This window comes from Mycobacterium sp. 1164985.4 (assembly GCF_001668575.1).
In the GTDB taxonomy this organism is placed as follows: Bacteria; Actinomycetota; Actinomycetes; order Mycobacteriales; family Mycobacteriaceae; genus Mycobacterium.
Map to the genome: position 1 here is coordinate 90,369 of NZ_LZMD01000014.1, position 16,539 is coordinate 106,907.

The window sequence follows — 16,539 nt, forward strand, 5'->3', positions numbered from 1 at the left end:
TGGTCTGACCACTTGACCTCTGTCCGCCGCGCTGGCACGCTGGCGGCATGGCCCTGCAACCGGTGAATCGGCGCTCCGTGCCCGAAGACGTCTTCGAGCAGATCATGTCGGAGGTGCTCAGCGGGCAGATGCAGCCCGGGGAGTCGCTGCCCAGCGAGCGCAGATTAGCCGAGGTCCTCGGCGTTTCCCGCCCCGCTGTCCGCGAGGCGCTCAAGCGGCTCACCGCCGCGGGTCTGGTCGAAGTGCGCCAGGGCGACGCCACCACGGTGCGCGACTTCCGACGCCATGCGGGTCTGGACCTGCTTCCCCGTCTACTGATCCGGGCCGGCGAGCTCGATCTGTCGGTCGTCCGCAGCATCCTCGAGACGCGGCTGCACAACGGCCCCAAGGTCGCCGAACTGGCCGCCGAACGCGGCGGCACGGAGCTGGCCTCATCTCTCGATCGAGCTCTGCAGGATTTGGCGGCCGCAGACGATCCAGTCGAACAGCAACGTCACGCCCTGACGTTCTGGGACCACATCGTCGAAGGCGCCGACTCGATCGCCTTCCGGCTGATGTACAACACGCTGCGAGCCACCTACGAACCGGCGCTCCCCGCATTGGCGGCGGTGATGGTCGACGAGGTTGGCAGGCCGCAGGCCTACCGGGAATTGGCCGACGCGATCACGGGCGGCGATCCGCCGCGGGCCCGACAGGCCGCTCAAAGCCTTCTCGAACCGGCAACGACAGCACTGCTGCACGCTCTCGACGACCTGGAGAAACAGCGATGACAACCACAGGCGCACGTCGCGCGCGCGAATCGTTCACGCTCGCCGATGCACTCCGCGAATTCTCAAAACACCCCTCCCCCTGGATGATCGGCGCCACCCTGGTGGCCGCGGCGGTGGCCCGCATCGCCGTCGGCGACTGGCAGATCACCGACGCGATCGTGCCGGTGGTGATGCTCGCGGTCTTCCCGTTCTTCGAATGGCTCATTCACGTCTTCGTCCTGCACTGGCGGCCGAAACGGCTTGGGGCCTTGACGATCGATCCACTCTTGGCCCGCGAACACCGGGCGCACCACAGCGATCCGCGCAGCATCCCGCTGATCTTCATCCCGTGGAAGTCTCTGGCCACGTGGGTATTACCGGTGACCGTCGCCGTCGGCCTCCTGGCATTTCCCCGCCTGGGTCTCGGGCTGTCGTACCTCGTCTGCATCGGCGCGCTCGGGCTGGTGTACGAGTGGACGCATTACCTGATCCACAGCGATTACAAACCGAAAACCGCTCTCTATCGGGCGGTGTGGCGTAACCACCGCCATCACCACTTCAAGAACGAGCACTACTGGTTCACCGTCACCAGTTCCGGCACGGCCGACCGAGTGCTCGGCACGTACCCCGATCCGGCCACAGTGGAGAACTCACCGACGGCGAAGAACCTTCACGCCGGCGCTCAACCGACGTGACCGTGTCGATCGGCTACTGAACGATTACCGGGTCGCCGATGCTCACCGTGTCGTAGTACCACGCTGCGTTGTCCGGGCTGAGATTGATGCAGCCGTGGCTGACATTCTCGTACCCCTGCGAGCCCGTCGACCATGGTGCGGAGTGCACGTACACCCCACCCCAGTTGATGCGGACGGCGTAGTAGACGGTGAGCTTGTAGCCATCGGGATCGTCCAGCGGAATGCCGATGGTGCGGGAATCCATGATCACCGGATTCTGCTTCTCGAGCACCGTGAACGATCCCCTGGGTGTCGGGTGCTTCGGCTTGCCCATCGATGCGGGCATTTCGCGCATGGTCTCGCCGTCGATGCTGACGGTGAAGGTATGGGCTTCGATATCGGCCACCCCGAGCACTTCGGCCCCGGTCTGGAAACTGGCCTTGGCGTTCCCCGCCGTGACCGTGATGGTCGAATGCGCCGGGAAGAACTGCTCCGGAGTCCACTGCAGCACACGGTCATCGAGCCAGGCGAACTTCCCGGCCTGAGTCCCGGCGGGCATGGTCGGCGCGGATACCGCAAAGGTGCGCTCGGCGGCCGCGCGGTCTTCGATCGCCCGGTTGAACGTCACCGTGACCGGATGTGCCACACCGACTGTCTGGCCGGCCGGTTGGATGCTGGCTACATCGGTCGGCGTTGCGACACCCGCGGAACCAGTCGGGGCGGAGACCACGGTGAGTACCGCGAGGCTCGCCACCGCGAGCAGATTTCGTAGCTTCAGCACACTTCCATCCTAAGTCGTCTCATGAGGTTCCCCCGGTAATCGCAAGTCGGGCCCGTAGGCGCACGTCGGTGTCGACTTCACAGCGCATATCGAATCCGCTGTTCAGAATGTTTCACCCCGTCCGGTCAGCCGACCCGCTCGATCGATCGCAACAGGAGGCGAAGCCAGCACTATTCGGGCTCGGCGAACCGACTGGTCCGTGCGGGCAACCCGTGTGGGCACTAGCTACGCCGTGACCGCCTCGCGCGGCGTCGAGTGCGGATTTGCCGACACGGCGGCCGGCGAGTCACGCGGGCGGCGGCAGCGGGGCGGGCTCGGGTGGAGGTGCGACGGGCGCCTCCGGCGCCGGCGGCGGGGCCCCCTCGGGCGGCGGAGCGACGACCGCGTCCGGGTTTGGCGGCGGAGCGAGCGCTGGATCCACGGGCGGCGGGGGTGCCTGCTGCACCGCGGGGTCGTCGTTCCCGAACCGGTCCCTGATCCGTTGCAGCAATCCCCGGCGTTGGGGTACGGGAGTGGGCTGAGCCGGCACCAGGCCGGGAGCCATCGACTCCGGCGGCAACACCGGCGCCCCGGGGATCGGGGCGATGGGGGCGATGGGCACCTCCGGCGGCGGAGCTGCTGCCGGCAGTGGATCCTCCACGGCGGCCGGGATGTCGACGACGGCGACGGGCGGTTCCTCGGGCGGCGCCGGAAGCTCGGCCGGTGGCGGGGCCGGTGGGGCCGCGGGCGCCGGCGGAGCGGCAGGACGGGGGGCCGCTGCGGCAGCGAGATCGGGCGAGGATTTGGCGGCCGGACTCGGTTCGGCGGGAGTGGACACCTTCCCCGGGGCCAGCTGCATGCTGATGGCCGCCGACACCGACACCACGAAGGTGACGGTTCCCGCTGCCAGCATCGCCAGCGGGCCGGTCTGGGCGGGCTGCCGTTGACGTTGTGTGCCCGGCCTGAGCGGCCGATCGGGGGCCGCCACCGGTTGGCCGCTGTCGGCCGAGGCGAGCGCGGCGCCGCGGGCCAGGGCCAACTCGGCCTCGGCGGGTGCGAACACCGGCACCGACAGCACGGTTTCCAGCCGGGGCATGATGGCGTCCAGGTCGGCACCCGAGCCGACGAGTACCAACGCCTCGGGCCGCCACTCGGCGGTGGCGAAGACGGTGTTCAGCCAGCGGATCAACGATTCCTCGCTGTCGATCGCATGGTTGACGGCGGTCTGCACCGCGCCTTCTCCCGTGTGCACGATGAGCGCTATGACGGCGTCGTACTCGATGACGCACACCGCGGTGACGTCGTTGCCGATCAGATCGGCGACAGCCCACGCCAACGCCTCCGACGCCTCGGGCAGCTGAATCGCGGCGACGTTGTCGAAGCCGCAATCGCGCAACGACCTAATTAGGAGTGCCGCTTCGGTTTCGGCGTCGTCGCTCCACGTCACACCGATGGTGTGCAACCGGTGGCCGCGGTTGGTGGCCACGGCCTCGGCCCGCAGCACCGCCGCTGCGGCCTCGTCGGACGTGTGCCGCGGAGAGCACCGCCGGGTGGGAGGGATCTCAATCGCATCGCGGTCGACTGTGGGGCCATCGGCGCCCTGTCCTTCGACGAGGACAAGGCCGACGGCAGATGGTGTCACCGACAAGCCCAGTACGGCGTCCACTCACACCCTTTCGGACGTCCACTTACCGGGGTGACGGTAACAGCACTGTGCCTCGCCGACTTTCCGGGGAGTCGGCCTGCGGCTCATTCGCATTCAATCGAAATGTGCTGTGCCGCTGAAACTCCTGCAAGCGAAGTCTGAACGTCTTTGCCGGGGTAATTGTTCGCTATCCCGCCCCAGGTGCGGAGAGCCGTGGCAGGGTGAACATCCGTGGCGGCAGTCGAGCAGGCGGAGGGCGGGCCCGGCGGGCGCACGGTACTTGGTCACCCGATCGGCCTGACGAACCTGTTCGGGGTGGAGCTGTGGGAGCGGTTCTCGTTCTACGGGATGCTCACGATTCTCGGCTACTACCTCTATTACTCGGTCACCGACGGCGGTCTCGGGCTTCCGCAGAGCACCGCCACCGGCATTGTCGGCGCCTACGGCGGGCTGGTCTACCTGTCGACCGTGCTCGGCGGGTGGATCGCCGACCGGTTACTGGGTATGGAGCGCACGGTTTTCTACGGCGGCTTCGTGGTGATGCTGGGCCATATCGCCTTGGCCATCGTTCCCGGGCTGACGGGCGTGGCCGCGGGCCTGGTGCTCGTCGCGCTCGGTTCCGGCGCGCTCAAAGCCAACGCGTCGTCGCTGCTCGGCAGGCTCTACGACAAGGATGACCCCCGATGCGACGGCGGATTCACGTTGTTCTACCTGGGCATCAACCTGGGCGCCTTCATCGGCCCGCTCATCACCGGGTTGCTGCAGACCCGGATCGGATTCCACTACGGGTTCGGCGCGGCAGCGGTCGGCATGGCGTTGGGGTTGACGCAGTACGTCGTCTTCCGACGAAATCTCGGTGAACATGGCCGTCACGTTCCTAATCCCCTGCCCCGCAATGCCTTCGGGCGGCTGGTATTGATCGCCATCGCGGTCGCGGCGCTGATCGGGGCCGTGTTCGCGACGGGCGTGGTCAAGCTGTCGAATCTGTCGCATGTGACGACAGGTGTCCTGGTCGCAGCCTCGGTGGCCTACTTCGCGGTGATGCTGAACAGCTCCAAAGTCACGACGGTCGAGCGCACCAGGGTCCGTGCGTTCATTCCGCTGTTCGTCGCGAATGCGGTGTTCTGGTCACTGTTCCAACAGATCTTCACCGTGCTGGCCGTTTACTCCGATGAGCGCATGAACTGGTCCATCTTCGGGTGGACGGCGCCCTCGAGTTGGATCGGCTCCATCGAACCGGTATGGATCATCACGCTGTCGCCACTTTTCGCGGCGACGTGGACGCGGCTCGGTAGCCGTGCTCCGACGACGCCGCGAAAATTCGCCTACGGCGTGATCGGAATGGGCTTGGCGTTCCTGCTCTTTCTCCCGATGGCGGGCACCAGCGGCAGGGCAGTGCCCGCGCTGTACATCGTCGGCGTGATGGCGGTGTTCGCGATCAGCGAGCTGATGCTTTCACCCATTGGGCTATCAGCCACCACAAAGCTTGCGCCCGAGGCGTTTCGGGCGCAGATGATGGCGCTGTACTTTTTCTCCGTCGGGATTGGCACGGCGATGTCCGGTGTGTTGACCGGTTATTACAAGCCGACTACCGAGTTAGCCTACTTCGGCATCACCGGGGTGGTCGCGGTTGCGGCCGGTGCCGTCGTGTTCGCACTCGCGCCATGGATCAGCCGCCACATGGAGGGTGTGCACTGACGCCGCGTTCGGGCAACGGCTATGCGGCCAGAATCTCCTGCAGCAGTGTGGGTTCGATGTTGCCACCGGAGAGGATGACCACCGTTCGGCCCGCTGGACCGGCCTGCTTGCGGTAGGCGGCCAGCGCGACCGCACCGCTGGGCTCGCTCACCAGATGCGCTCGGTGCGTGAGTTCGCGTACTGCCGAACGAATTTCGTCCTCGGTTACGGTGACCATGTCATCGAGCACCCGCTGCAGATGAGCGAAGGTCAACTCCGACGGTTGGGAACGCAGTCCGTCGGCGATGGTGCGGTTGCGGTCCTGAATGGGCCAGTCGACGCGATGCCCCACGCTGAAGCTCTGGGCGGTATCGGCGGCGAGTTCGGGTTCGACTCCGATCACTTTCGCGTTGGGGCACAGCGCCTTGACCGCCGTGCCGACACCCGAAGCGAGGCCGCCACCGCTGACCGGTATCAGCACCGTGTCGACCGTCGGCAGGTCCTCGGCGATTTCCAACCCGATCGTGCCCTGTCCGGCGATGATGTCGGGGTGGTCGAACGGCGGTATCAGCACCCCGCCGGTTTCCTCCACCAGTTCGGCGGCGACCCGTTCCCGTTGTCCCGCAGCACATAACACGACCGTCGCGCCGTGATTACGGGTGGCCACAACCTTGACCTCCGGCGTCTCCTCTGGCATCACGATGTGGGCGGGGATCGCGTACACCGCCGCTGCGTAGGCCACGGCCTGGGCGTGGTTCCCGCTGGAGTAGGCGACCACTCCCCTGGTGCGTACGGATTCGTCGAGGTGACCGATCGCGTTGAACGCACCGCGCACCTTGAACGCTCCGATCGACTGCAGGCTCTCGGGCTTGACCCACAACGGGCGGTCGTCGTCGCCGGCCCACGGGGCCGGTAACAGCGGTGTCCACAGCACGAAGGCGCGGATACGCGCGGCGGCCTGCTCGATGTCGTCGAGTGTCACCAAGTCCACCCCACCAGTGTGCTCCCAGTGCCGGGATCGGCCCTGCGGGTGGATCGGGACTTGTGTGACTTGTCAGACCTCGAATGTATGTTCGAGATATGTCGGGGACGGCGTTGAAGGAGGCGATATCGGCGCTGCGTGCGGCGTATGAGGAGGTCGCCGCCTGCGATGTGGACCTGTTGACCCGCCACGAGTTGGTGGCTGCTCTTGATGAGTGGGAGACGTTGTCGTGTCAGCTCCCGACGATGAATCACCGCTTGCTGCTCGTCTGCAATGTGAGACGACGCCCAATGAGATGGGTGCCCACACCTGGAAAGAAGTGCTGCGGGTGCGCTACCGGATCTCGACGAGCGAGGCCAACCGGCGGTTGACCGAGGCCGAGCTGCTGGCCCGACGCCAGGCGGTGACGGGTCCGTCGCTGCCGCCGACACTGCCGGCTACGGCCGCTGCGCAGTCTTCGGGGTTGATCAACGCCGAACATGTCGAGGTCATCCGCAAATCGATCACCAAACTGCCCAGCTGGGTGGACGCGCCCACCCGCGAGCAGTTCGAGGTCGACCTGGTGCGCACCGCGGTCAAGGTCGGGCCCAAAGAACTCACCGATACCGCCGACCTCACGCTGTTTCTGCTCGACCAAGACGGCCCCGAGCCCACCGACATCGACCGCGCCCGCAAACGCGGCGTCAGGAAGTCCAAATAAGGCCGCGACGGGATGGTGGACCTGCGCGCCACGCTCACCCCCGAAGCGTGGGCGGTGTGGGAAGCGATCTTCGCCAAATACGCCGCACCCGGGATGTGCAACCCCGACGATGCCGAACCGTGCACCTCGGGCACCCCGACCCAGGCCCAGATCAACAACGACCGCCGCAGCTTGGCCCAACGCCAGCACGACGCGCTGCTCGCCGTCGGGCGCATCGCGCTGATGAGCGGTCAACTCGGCACGCTCAACGGCCTGCCGGTATCGATCATCATCCGCACCACCCTGCAAGACCTGGAATCACGCGCCGGAGTGGGCACCACCGGCGGCGGCACCATCATGCCGATCACCGAGGTCATCCGGATGGCCGGACACGCCAACCACTACCTGGCCGTGTTCGACAAAGCCACCGGATCGGCGCTGGATCTGTTCCGCACCAAGCGCATCGCCTCTGCCGCCCAACGGATCATGCTCATCGCCCGCGACGGCGGCTGCACCAAACCCTGCTGCACAATCGGCGCCTACGGCTGCCAGGTACACCACGTAGTGGCCGACTGGACCGACGGCGGCAACACCAACATCGACGAACTCGGCCTGGCCTGCGGACCCCACAACCGCAGCGTCACCACCGACCGCGGGTGGACCACCCGCATGAACGCCCGCGGCGAAGTCGAATGGCTCCCCCCACCCGACCTCGACACCGGCCAAGCCCAAATCAACTACCACCACCGCCCCGAACGCCTCCTCCGACCCGACGACGACGAAGCTTCGATTGGGGAACCGGACCCTGCGGTCCCCGGTGACGAGCTCGAGATTGGCACCGCGATATCGGGTGACGCGGTCGAGAGGAACGCCGCATCGGGTGACGCCCAAATCGCCGAAACTGAGTCGGACGACGCGGTAACAGCTCACGGAGCCGGTGAGCCCGGCGGCCCGTCGCCTCCAGACGGTCAGGCGGCCTAACCGCCGCTCGCAGTGGTTTTTCTCTCCCTCGTAGCGGAGGGTCACCGCCTGGCATGTGGATGTGCGGGGTCGACGGTGAACGCCGCCCACCGCGTCGTCGAAGCGCTGGACGGTAAGCCGGCGTCATGGTGACGCGGCACACGCCGAATCCAGACCACCCGCGACACGATCGGAGGGACAATAGCGATATGTCCGGAACCCTGTACTTCGACGGCAACTGCGGAATGTGCACTCGCGCTGTGTACTTCATTGTGAAGCTGAACCGGACCGGGAAACTGCGAACCGCGCCTCTGCAGGGCGACGGCGTCGCCGACCGCTTGCGAATCCCCGAGTCGCGGGTTCTCGACGCCGCACGATGGCTCGACGATTCAGGCCAGGTCTACGAGAGCGCAGAGGCGATGAACGCCGCGGTCGCGGCAGCGCTGGGGTCTGTGCTCCCACTGCGCATCTACCGATTGCCCGGCATCCGGGCGCTGCAGGAGGCCGTTTATCGGTACGTCGCTTCTCATCGCTATCGCTTCCCCGGTACGACGCCGTTCTGCGAGTCTCATCCGGTCACCTGCTGACCCGGTGGCCTGAGAGTGCACGTCCGGGCAACGGACCGCGAGGACCTCGATGCGATCGGCGACATCTACGCGCACTACGTCGAAAACACCGTGGCGACCTTCGAATTGGCGCGCCCCGACCGCGTCGAGTGGGACCGTCGCTTCGATGCCGTCGTGACAGCCGGCTTGCCGTTCCTCTCCGCCGTTCTGGACGGCGAGATTGTTGGTTACGCGTACTGCGCTCCGTGGAAGTCCCGCCCCGCTTATCGGCACACCGTGGAGGATTCGGTCTACGTTGCGCCCCACGTGGCCGGGCACGGCGTGGGCGGCAGGCTCCACGATGCGCTGTTGGCCGGTTGCGCGTCTGCGGGCGTGCGGGAGGTGATCGCGACCATCGTCGACGCCGACGCCGCGGCATCGGTCGCTTTGCACCGCAGCCGCGGGTTTGTCGAAGCCGGTCGGCTCACCGCCGTCGGTCACAAGCACGACCGGTGGCTCGACACGCTGCTACTTCAGCGCAGTTTGACCCGTTAGAGCGTCACCTCGGTCCAGGCTGGATCGTCGTCGCTGTGGTCGCCGACGACGCGGCACTCCCCGTAGAGCTTGATGGTGGCCGAATCGGCCTGCCTCGGCTCACGAGTGAGTAGCCCGGTCAGGCCCGACGTGGTCAGTGTGACCCCGAAATGTTCGCCTTCGGCGACCGACCGGACCCAGCCGTCGTCAACCAACGCCGCAGCGACCTCATCCAGATAGCCTGCCGAGTCGCGTTGCGGCACAGCGAACGTCATGTGCATGACGGCCTGGTAGGGAGGACCGTCATTCACGCCGCACGGCATGAACGCGTAACCCCCGGCGGGATGCTGCAGCCGTGCGGTGGCGATGACGCGTCGAGCCGCCGTCACGACCTGTGCGGCTGCCTCGTCGTCGGTGATGGTCGCGGCCGGGCGATCCGGCGGCCGGTCACCGAGTCCTGTGACCACCACGGTCGTACCGAGTGCGAGGCACATCGCCAGCGCGGCCCACAACAGGAGCCGCGACGGGCGGGACCGCAACCAGTCAGCCATCGCCTCCTGCGATCCCGTCGAGCATGCGGTCACAGACGACGTCCATCTCACGACGGGCCAGCTCGCGGTCGACCGCCCGCGACACATACAGCGCGGCCTCGTCGAGAGCCCCGAGCAGGACGTGCGCCGTCGGCCGTAGGGGTTGGTCGGGTATCGCGCCCTGGGCGACCGCATGGGCCAGCATGCCCTCGATCACGCCGAGGCCGTATTTCATCCCGACCTCGCGCCAGCGTTCCCAGCCGAGCACTGCGGGCGCGTCGATGAGGACAATCTGCTGCACGTCGGGTGCCGCGCAGGCATCGAGGAACAATCGGGCCCCGACCCGCATGGCCTCTACTGGGTCCGCCGGTTGACGCTCGGCGATCTCGCGGGCGATGTCGGCGACCATATCCCGCTCGATCTCTTCGTAGACGACCGCGAACAAGCCGGCCTTGTCGCCGAACTGGTGGTAAAGCGCACCACGGGTCACACCCGCCGCCGAAACGATGGCCTGGGTGGATACCTCGGCGAATCCCCTGTCCGCAAACAGCTTTCGGGCGGCAGCCATGAGCTGAGCGCGCGTCGCGGCGGTGCGCTCGGCCTGGGTTCGCCGGCGGTGAGAATCCGGACTCGGCCCGTCATTGACTTTCATACAGGCTGCACGTAACTTTCATACCAGTTGTTTGTAAGTGGTGATGGAGAGGATAGCGAAGATGCCCCAACTGGCGCTGGAACAGGCCACCATCGACTACCGCGTGTTGGGTCCTGAGGACTCCCCTCATCCTCCGGTGGTGTTCGTTCACGGGATTCTCGTCGACAGCCATCTGTGGGATCCGGTCGCCGATGGCCTTGCCCGTCAGGGTTACCGCTGTTACCTACCGACGTGGCCTCTCGGTTCACACGCCATCCCAGTGAATCCCGGAACGGAGCTGTCACCGCAGGGGGTAGCGGCGATGATCCGCGAATTCCTTGCCGCCCTCGACTTGTCGGACGTGACGCTGGTCGGCAACGACACCGGAGGTGGTCTGTGCCAGCTCGTCGTCGACCAGGGACCCGACCGTGTCGGGCGGTTGGTGCTCACCAATTGCGATGCCTTCGACAAGTTCCCGCCGTTTCCGTTCGACGTGGTGTTCGTCCTGCTGCGCGGACCCACCTCGATCAAGCTGTTGCTGTCGACGATGAAGGTTCCCGCCCTGCGCCATTCTCCGTTGGGCTTCGGGCTTCTGATGCATCCCGATGCTCGATTGACCGAGTCATGGCTGCGACCGTGCCTCACCGACGCCCGGATCCGCCGTGATCTGGCCGGACTCTTGCGAGCCGTCGCCAGGACCGATCTGACCGACGTGGCGACCAGGCTGCAGCGGTTCGCCAAGCCGGTGACGTTGGTGTGGGGACAACGGGACCGGGCTTTCACCCCGGCGCTCGGCAGGCGGTTGGCCGCATGCTTCAGCAACTCGACCCTGATCGAGGTGCCCGAGGCGAGAACGTTCGTGTCACTGGATGCACCCTCGGCCGTTATAGACGCGATCCTCGGAGTCGGTGCTACCCCGCGGAGTTGAGCACTGCTGGGTGAATTCGCGCCAGTTGGGTACTCCCTTGCCGATTACGGCACGGTCGAGGAGGCTGGCGATGAGTTCTGGCGTGCAAACCGGCACGATCACCACCCAGGTCCCGGGTCGGCTGGATCGGTTGCCGTGGTCGCGATTTCACTGGCGCGTCGTCATCGGGCTGGGCGGAGTGTGGATTCTCGACGGCCTCGAAGTCACCATGGTGGGCAACGTCGCTTCCCGATTGACGGAGAGCGGCAGCGGGATCGAGCTGACGGCGGGTCAAATCGGCATCGCCGCCGCGGTTTACATCACCGGCGCATGCCTGGGTGCGTTGTTCTTCGGACAACTCACCGACCGGTTCGGCCGTAAGAAGCTGTTCCTGTTGACCCTCGCGGTGTATCTCGTCGCCACGGTGGCAACGGCTTTCGCGTTCGCACCGTGGTACTTCTTCATAGCGCGGTTCTTCACCGGCGCCGGTATCGGCGGCGAATACGCCGCAATCAACTCCGCGATCGACGAATTGATCCCCGCCCGTGTCCGCGGCCGGGTCGATCTCATCATCAACGGTTCGTACTGGCTCGGCGCCGCCGGCGGTGCCGCGGGTGCGCTACTGCTCCTGAACACCGCGATCTTCCCGGCCGACGTCGGTTGGCGTATCGCCTTCGGCATCGGCGCCGTCTTCGGTCTCGTGGTCCTCATCGTGCGCCGGCACGTCCCGGAAAGCCCGCGGTGGTTGTTCATTCACGGCCGCGAAGACGAAGCGGAACGCGTGGTCGGCGAGATCGAGAGTGAAGTCGAACGCTCGACCGGCCAACCCCTCCAGCAACCCGAGGGGTCGCTGACGGTGCGCCAGCGCAAGACGATCTCGTTCCGCGAGATCGCACGCGTCGCGTTCACCAAGTATCCGCGGCGGGCGATCCTCGGCCTCGCGCTGTTCATCGGGCAGGCGTTCCTCTACAACGCCTTCACGTTCAACCTCGGAACCCTGTTGAGCGGTTTCTTCGAGGTCTCCTCCGGCATCGTGCCGATGTTCTACGCGCTGTGGGCCCTGAGCAATTTCGCCGGGCCGATCCTGCTGGGCCGGTTCTTCGACACGATCGGCCGAAAACCGATGATCGCGTTCGCCTATCTGGGTTCGGCTGCCGTCGCCGTGGCGCTGACCGTGCTGTTCGTCTCCCAGACGGGTGGCGTGTGGGTCTTCATGGCCGTACTCGGGGTGTGCTTCTTCCTGGCGTCCTCCGGAGCCAGCGCGGCCTACCTCACCGTCAGCGAGATATTCCCCATGGAGACGCGAGCTTTGGCGATCGCGTTCTTCTACGCGGTCGGCACGGCCGTCGGCGGCATCACCGGTCCCCTGCTGTTCGGCCAGCTCATCGAATCCGGTGACCGCGGGCTCGTCGCGGTGTCCTTCCTCATCGGTGCGGCTGTGATGGCCCTCGGTGGGGTCGTGGAGCTGGTGTTAGGGGTGAAGGCAGAAGGGCAGAAACTCGAAGATCTCGCCATGCCGTTGACGACCGCCGGCGAAGACGGGCAGCCGACGGACGAGCCGTCGGATCGCGACCAGGAACGGGCCGCCCGGCAGACGCGCATCGCCGAACGCACGGAACGGGAACGGGCCGCGAGCCGGACGCGGCGATACCGGCCCGGGCCGCCCGCGGGGTGGTATGGCGCGTGGCGTGAGCCGCCGACCCCCGGGATGCCGGAATCGGCGCTCGACCACGAGGTCGAAACGATTGCGCGCGCGGTGAGCGAGCACGAGCCGATGTCGGTGCGAGAACTGCACCGAGCGGTCGGCGCGCGCTACTGGGGTCCGGGCGAATTCCGCAAGGCGATGCGGGTCGCATTGGCGGAGAACCGAATCGCGCGGCACAGCCGAGGCAGGGTTGGCACACCGCCCGGGACGTCGCCGCAATGACCTTGGGCTGCCGCATATTCGGGCACGACCCGACCTTCCGGGCCGACGGCCGCACCATGCGGTGGAAGTGCGAGCGCTGCGGCGGAGCCCAGGGCGCCAAAGAATATGCGAGCGCCGAGGACGCGCGGAAGTACGCCGCAGCGTTCAACAAACGCGATGCCGAGGACCTCGGGAAGCGCGCGCCCCCACTCGGTCTGTTGCCGTTGCGGCTCTGGCGAGCGCTGCGTCGCCGCTAGGCCTTGGTCAGCGTGAACTGGCAGATGTCGGTGTAGCCCTCGCGGAAGAGATCGGCGCATCCGGTCAGGTATTTCATGTACCGGTCGTAAACCTCTTGGGATTGAATGGCGATCGCCTCGTCCTTGTTGGCCTCGAGCGCGGCGCTCCAAAGGTCGAGTGTGCGGGCGTAGTGCAATCGCAAGGGCTGGACCAGGCTGACCGTGAACCCCGCCTGTGTGGCATGCCGCTTCACCGCGACCGGCTGCGGCAGATCTCCACCGGGGAAGATCTCGTCCATGATGAACTTGAAGAACCGCAGCTTGTTCATGGTCAGCGGCAGACCGCGCTCCGCGAACTCCTCGTCGTCGGGCTTGACGATGGTGTGCAGCATCATCACGCCGTCGGCGGGCAGCGCGTTGTAGGCCATCTTGAAGAACTCTTCGTAGCGGTCGCGACCGAAGTGCTCGAACGCGCCGATCGAGACGATGCGGTCGACCGGTTCGTGGAACTGCTCCCACCCCTGCAGCAGCACCCGCTTGCTCCGGGGGCTGTCGATGCCGTCGAGCACCTTCTGCACGTGCGCCTGCTGGTTCTTGCTCAACGTCAGGCCCACGACGTTGACGTCGTAGCGCTCGATTGCCCGTTTGATCGTCGCGCCCCAGCCGCATCCCACGTCGAGCAGCGTCATGCCCGGCTGCAGACCGAGTTTGCCGAGCGACAGGTCGATCTTGGCGATCTGGGCTTCCTCGAGCGTCATGTCGTCGCGCTCGAAGTAGGCGCAGCTGTAGGTCTGCGTCGGGTCGAGGAACAGCCGGTAGAAGTCGTCGGACAGGTCGTAATGCGACTGCACGTCCTCGAAGTGAGGCGTGAGGTCCTGGGCGATGTCGGTCGATTTTTCTGGCACGGTCAGCCCCTGGCGTCGAATTGGGTCAGGTCGAAGCTCCGCACGGTTAGAGAGCCTCCCCCGTCGGTGGCAGTTTACGCACAGCACCTGGGTCTAGACGTCATCGCCCTGGTCAGCGGCCTATGGACAAACGCGCAGACATTAATTGACAAGTCAACAGCTAGGTTGACGATGTCAACAATGACCGTGGTGGACGAAATCCGAGGATTCAACCGCTTCTACACCCGGGTGATCGGATTGCTCCAACCCCGTCTCGCCGACTCGCAGTTCGGCCTGACCGAGGCCCGGGTGATGTTCGAATTGGCCCGCTCGCCGGACGTGACCGTCGTCGAGCTGCGGCGGCAACTCGACCTCGACGCCGGCTATCTGAGCCGCATCCTGTCGGGATTCACCGAACGCGGACTGGTGGTGCGGATGCCGTCCAGCGCCGACAGTCGACGTCAGATCGTCCGGCTCACAGATGCCGGGCGCGACGCCTTCCGCGAGCTGGACGTACTGCAGACCCGCGCCATCGAGGCCTTGCTGGAGCCGCTGGACGACGAGCGTCGCGCGGATCTGGTGCAGTCCATGCAGCGCGTTCGCGACGTTCTCGACGGCGAACAGGCACCGCCCATCACGGTCCTGCGGGCGCCGGAGCCCGGCGACCTCGGCTGGGTGATCGAGCGTCACGGCAGCCGTTACGCCGAGGAGTACGGCTGGGACGCCTCATTCGAGGCCCTGGTCGCGCGCGTGGTCGCGGACTACGCCGAGCGGGGCGACACCGCACGGGAAGCGGCGTGGATCGCCGAGGTGGAGGGTCAGCGTGCGGGCTGCGTGTTCTGCACCGCCGCTGATGAGCCCGATACTGCCCAACTGCGGCTTCTGCTCGTCGAACCGACCGCCCGCCGCCACGGGTTGGGCACCCGGCTGGTCGACGAGTGCCTGCGGTTCGCACGACGCGCGGGTTACACACGAATCACGTTGTGGACGAACGACGTACTAGTGGCCGCGCGGCGAATCTACGAGCGGGCCGGCTTCGTGTGCGATCGGCGCGAGCCGCATGACAGCTTCGGTACCGATCTGGTCGGCGAGTACTGGTCGCGCGCGTTGTAGATCACCGCGTTGCTCGGTGGCACGTGGCTGTTTGCGCACTATCGTTGACGTCAGACGGGTAAACCTCAACGAGAACGGAGACCGATCATGAGCAAACCTGACGGCCTCGCGTTCGGCGATGCCATTCCCGAAGCCGACGTGGCGGACCAGCAAACCCCCGTGGATTTAGGCGACGAGGACACCTGGCACAACGCCGCGGAGATCTCCGCCGAGCGGACGTGGGAGGCCAACGAGGCGGATCTGGTCGATCAAGCGATCGAGGTCCCGATTCCCGACGACGATCTCCCGTTCGAATAGCCAACCCCTCACGTCGATCGGCTGCCGCCGGGCGGGTGCGGGGGTAAGCATGACGCCATGGATCTGCGTGCCGAACTGCTGGAGAGCCTCGACTTCGATCCCAACGCCTCGCGTGTCTACGGCCAGCCCTACGAGACCGCCGACGGCACCACCGTCATCCCCGTCGCGGAGGTGCGGGGACGCGCGCGGCGCGGAGGCGATCCGCATGTCAAGGTGGCGACGAAGCCGGCGGGCGTGTTCGTCATCAAGAACGGTGACGCCGTCTGGCGCCCGGCCGTCGACTCGACGCGGATCACGCTGGCCGGAATCTTGGTCGGCCTGGTGACGTCGACGCTAGCGGGTATCGCGATGGTCCGGCGGCCGCCGTGGCCGGACCTGCACGGCGACATCTCGTCGCGGTAGCGCCGATCAGTTCTGCCGCGGGATCAGTTCGGCGACGAACTGGTCGATGAACTCCTCCATCGCGAAACGGCCCGCCGGACGGATGACGAACTTGGTCAGGCCAGCATCTAGATAGGCGTCGAGTTGCCGATGCAACTGCGGCCAGCCGTCGGCGATGAGCTCGGAGGGATCGACGTCCGGCCTACGCTGTCTGACCGCGGCCAGCAGTTCCGGCGCCGGCTCGCCGTCGGCGACGGCTGGCTGGGCAGCTTCGTCACACCAGCCGAGGCGCATCGGGCCAGGGAGGCGATCCAACGAGCGGCCGACGAAGCGGGGCGTGAGGTCGAGGCAGACCACTTCGGCATCAACCTGGCCGTCGCCGACGGCGAGCCGGCGCCGGAACTGCTGGCCGCGGTCAGACAGCGTAGGCCGGACGTCGATCCCTCCGA

17 protein-coding genes and 2 pseudogenes are annotated in these 16,539 nt (G+C 66.5%); 12 read left to right on the top strand and 7 right to left on the bottom strand.

What is annotated here, in order from left to right; genetic code table 11:
- Positions 1–47 precede the first annotated feature (47 nt).
- The gene (locus A5650_RS01725) at positions 48–770 is read left to right on the top strand and encodes a FadR/GntR family transcriptional regulator (protein ID WP_067285648.1); all 723 of its coding nucleotides are present in this window, start codon (positions 48–50) and stop codon (positions 768–770) included.
- Positions 767–1,444, top strand: coding sequence for a sterol desaturase family protein (locus A5650_RS01730; protein WP_067285650.1), 678 nt, complete (start codon positions 767–769; stop codon positions 1,442–1,444). Before A5650_RS01725 ends, A5650_RS01730 begins: the two co-directional genes overlap by 4 nt.
- A gap of 13 nt (positions 1,445–1,457) precedes the next feature.
- Here the strand turns inward: A5650_RS01730 and A5650_RS01735 are convergent, their stop codons facing one another.
- Both A5650_RS01735 and A5650_RS01740 read right to left on the bottom strand, forming a co-directional pair.
- A complete protein-coding gene (locus A5650_RS01735) occupies positions 1,458–2,204 on the bottom strand; it encodes a L,D-transpeptidase (RefSeq protein WP_067285652.1) in 747 nt (248 codons plus the stop codon).
- Between the two features lie 286 nt (positions 2,205–2,490).
- Positions 2,491–3,849 carry a DUF7159 family protein gene (locus tag A5650_RS01740; RefSeq protein ID WP_082950557.1) on the bottom strand — a complete coding sequence of 453 codons (1,359 nt, stop codon included), beginning with the start codon at positions 3,847–3,849 and terminating at the stop codon, positions 2,491–2,493.
- Between the two features lie 210 nt (positions 3,850–4,059).
- On the opposite strand from A5650_RS01740, the gene A5650_RS01745 reads away from it, so the two are divergent.
- On the top strand, positions 4,060–5,526 hold the full coding sequence (locus A5650_RS01745; RefSeq protein ID WP_067285653.1) for a peptide MFS transporter: 1,467 nt from the start codon (positions 4,060–4,062) through the stop codon (positions 5,524–5,526).
- Positions 5,527–5,545: 19 nt separating this feature from the next.
- On the opposite strand, the gene A5650_RS01750 is transcribed toward A5650_RS01745, so the two are convergent.
- Positions 5,546–6,496, bottom strand: coding sequence for a threonine ammonia-lyase (locus A5650_RS01750; protein ID WP_067285655.1), 951 nt, complete (start codon positions 6,494–6,496; stop codon positions 5,546–5,548).
- A gap of 74 nt (positions 6,497–6,570) precedes the next feature.
- On the opposite strand from A5650_RS01750, the pseudogene A5650_RS01755 reads away from it, so the two are divergent.
- From A5650_RS01755 to A5650_RS01765, 3 genes and pseudogenes are all read left to right on the top strand, one after another.
- Positions 6,571–8,147: pseudogene (locus A5650_RS01755) on the top strand (HNH endonuclease signature motif containing protein).
- Between the two features lie 188 nt (positions 8,148–8,335).
- Positions 8,336–8,713, top strand: a complete 378-nt coding sequence (locus A5650_RS01760; protein WP_067285657.1) for a thiol-disulfide oxidoreductase DCC family protein — start codon at positions 8,336–8,338, stop codon at positions 8,711–8,713.
- 15 nt (positions 8,714–8,728) lie between these two features.
- Positions 8,729–9,226, top strand: coding sequence for a GNAT family N-acetyltransferase (locus A5650_RS01765; RefSeq protein WP_156743969.1), 498 nt, complete (start codon positions 8,729–8,731; stop codon positions 9,224–9,226).
- Here the strand turns inward: A5650_RS01765 and A5650_RS01770 are convergent.
- Together A5650_RS01770 and A5650_RS01775 are read right to left on the bottom strand one after the other, a co-directional pair.
- A complete protein-coding gene (locus tag A5650_RS01770) occupies positions 9,223–9,756 on the bottom strand; it encodes a lipoprotein LppJ family protein (RefSeq protein ID WP_067285661.1) in 534 nt (177 codons plus the stop codon). The two genes, A5650_RS01765 and A5650_RS01770, sit on opposite strands and share 4 nt — an antisense overlap.
- Complete coding sequence (locus A5650_RS01775) at positions 9,749–10,387, bottom strand: TetR/AcrR family transcriptional regulator (RefSeq protein WP_067285663.1); 639 nt, start codon at positions 10,385–10,387, stop codon at positions 9,749–9,751. The genes A5650_RS01770 and A5650_RS01775 overlap by 8 nt, the downstream gene beginning before the upstream one ends.
- 61 nt (positions 10,388–10,448) lie before the next feature.
- Here A5650_RS01775 and A5650_RS01780 point away from each other — a divergent pair, with 61 nt between their 5' ends.
- From A5650_RS01780 to A5650_RS01790, 3 genes are all read left to right on the top strand, one after another.
- On the top strand, positions 10,449–11,294 hold the full coding sequence (locus A5650_RS01780; protein WP_067285664.1) for an alpha/beta fold hydrolase: 846 nt from the start codon (positions 10,449–10,451) through the stop codon (positions 11,292–11,294).
- 70 nt (positions 11,295–11,364) lie between these two features.
- Entirely contained in the window at positions 11,365–13,200 is a 1,836-nt protein-coding gene (locus A5650_RS01785; RefSeq protein ID WP_067285665.1) for an MFS transporter, read from the top strand.
- The gene (locus tag A5650_RS01790; RefSeq protein WP_067285669.1) at positions 13,197–13,436 is read left to right on the top strand and encodes a hypothetical protein; all 240 of its coding nucleotides are present in this window, start codon (positions 13,197–13,199) and stop codon (positions 13,434–13,436) included. Before A5650_RS01785 ends, A5650_RS01790 begins: the two co-directional genes overlap by 4 nt.
- Here the strand turns inward: A5650_RS01790 and A5650_RS01795 are convergent.
- The gene (locus tag A5650_RS01795; RefSeq protein ID WP_067285671.1) at positions 13,433–14,320 is read right to left on the bottom strand and encodes a cyclopropane mycolic acid synthase family methyltransferase; all 888 of its coding nucleotides are present in this window, start codon (positions 14,318–14,320) and stop codon (positions 13,433–13,435) included. The genes A5650_RS01790 and A5650_RS01795 overlap by 4 nt on opposite strands.
- 180 nt (positions 14,321–14,500) lie before the next feature.
- Between A5650_RS01795 and A5650_RS01800 the strand changes: the two genes are divergently transcribed.
- The 3 genes from A5650_RS01800 to A5650_RS01810 all read left to right on the top strand — a co-directional run bounded on the left by A5650_RS01800 (position 14,501) and on the right by A5650_RS01810 (position 16,111).
- Positions 14,501–15,412 carry a bifunctional helix-turn-helix transcriptional regulator/GNAT family N-acetyltransferase gene (locus tag A5650_RS01800; protein WP_231992456.1) on the top strand — a complete coding sequence of 304 codons (912 nt, stop codon included), beginning with the start codon at positions 14,501–14,503 and terminating at the stop codon, positions 15,410–15,412.
- Positions 15,413–15,499: 87 nt separating this feature from the next.
- A complete protein-coding gene (locus tag A5650_RS01805; RefSeq protein WP_067285678.1) occupies positions 15,500–15,709 on the top strand; it encodes an Rv3202a family protein in 210 nt (69 codons plus the stop codon).
- Positions 15,710–15,766: 57 nt separating this feature from the next.
- Positions 15,767–16,111, top strand: a complete 345-nt coding sequence (locus tag A5650_RS01810; protein WP_067285680.1) for a hypothetical protein — start codon at positions 15,767–15,769, stop codon at positions 16,109–16,111.
- 6 nt (positions 16,112–16,117) lie between these two features.
- On the opposite strand, the pseudogene A5650_RS27245 reads toward A5650_RS01810, so the two are convergent.
- A pseudogene (locus tag A5650_RS27245) lies at positions 16,118–16,539 on the bottom strand (hypothetical protein); the annotation flags it as partial.

Coding starts and splice junctions, on each gene's coding strand:
- A5650_RS01725 (WP_067285648.1), top strand. CDS start 48: ATGGCCCTGCAACCGGTGAATCGGCGCTCCGTGCCCGAAGACGTCTTC.
- A5650_RS01730 (WP_067285650.1), top strand. CDS start 767: ATGACAACCACAGGCGCACGTCGCGCGCGCGAATCGTTCACGCTCGCC.
- A5650_RS01760 (WP_067285657.1), top strand. CDS start 8,336: ATGTCCGGAACCCTGTACTTCGACGGCAACTGCGGAATGTGCACTCGC.
- A5650_RS01770 (WP_067285661.1), bottom strand. CDS start 9,756: ATGGCTGACTGGTTGCGGTCCCGCCCGTCGCGGCTCCTGTTGTGGGCC.
- A5650_RS01775 (WP_067285663.1), bottom strand. CDS start 10,387: ATGAAAGTCAATGACGGGCCGAGTCCGGATTCTCACCGCCGGCGAACC.
- A5650_RS01780 (WP_067285664.1), top strand. CDS start 10,449: ATGCCCCAACTGGCGCTGGAACAGGCCACCATCGACTACCGCGTGTTG.
- A5650_RS01785 (WP_067285665.1), top strand. CDS start 11,365: ATGAGTTCTGGCGTGCAAACCGGCACGATCACCACCCAGGTCCCGGGT.
- A5650_RS01790 (WP_067285669.1), top strand. CDS start 13,197: ATGACCTTGGGCTGCCGCATATTCGGGCACGACCCGACCTTCCGGGCC.
- A5650_RS01800 (WP_231992456.1), top strand. CDS start 14,501: ATGACCGTGGTGGACGAAATCCGAGGATTCAACCGCTTCTACACCCGG.
- A5650_RS01805 (WP_067285678.1), top strand. CDS start 15,500: ATGAGCAAACCTGACGGCCTCGCGTTCGGCGATGCCATTCCCGAAGCC.
- A5650_RS01810 (WP_067285680.1), top strand. CDS start 15,767: ATGGATCTGCGTGCCGAACTGCTGGAGAGCCTCGACTTCGATCCCAAC.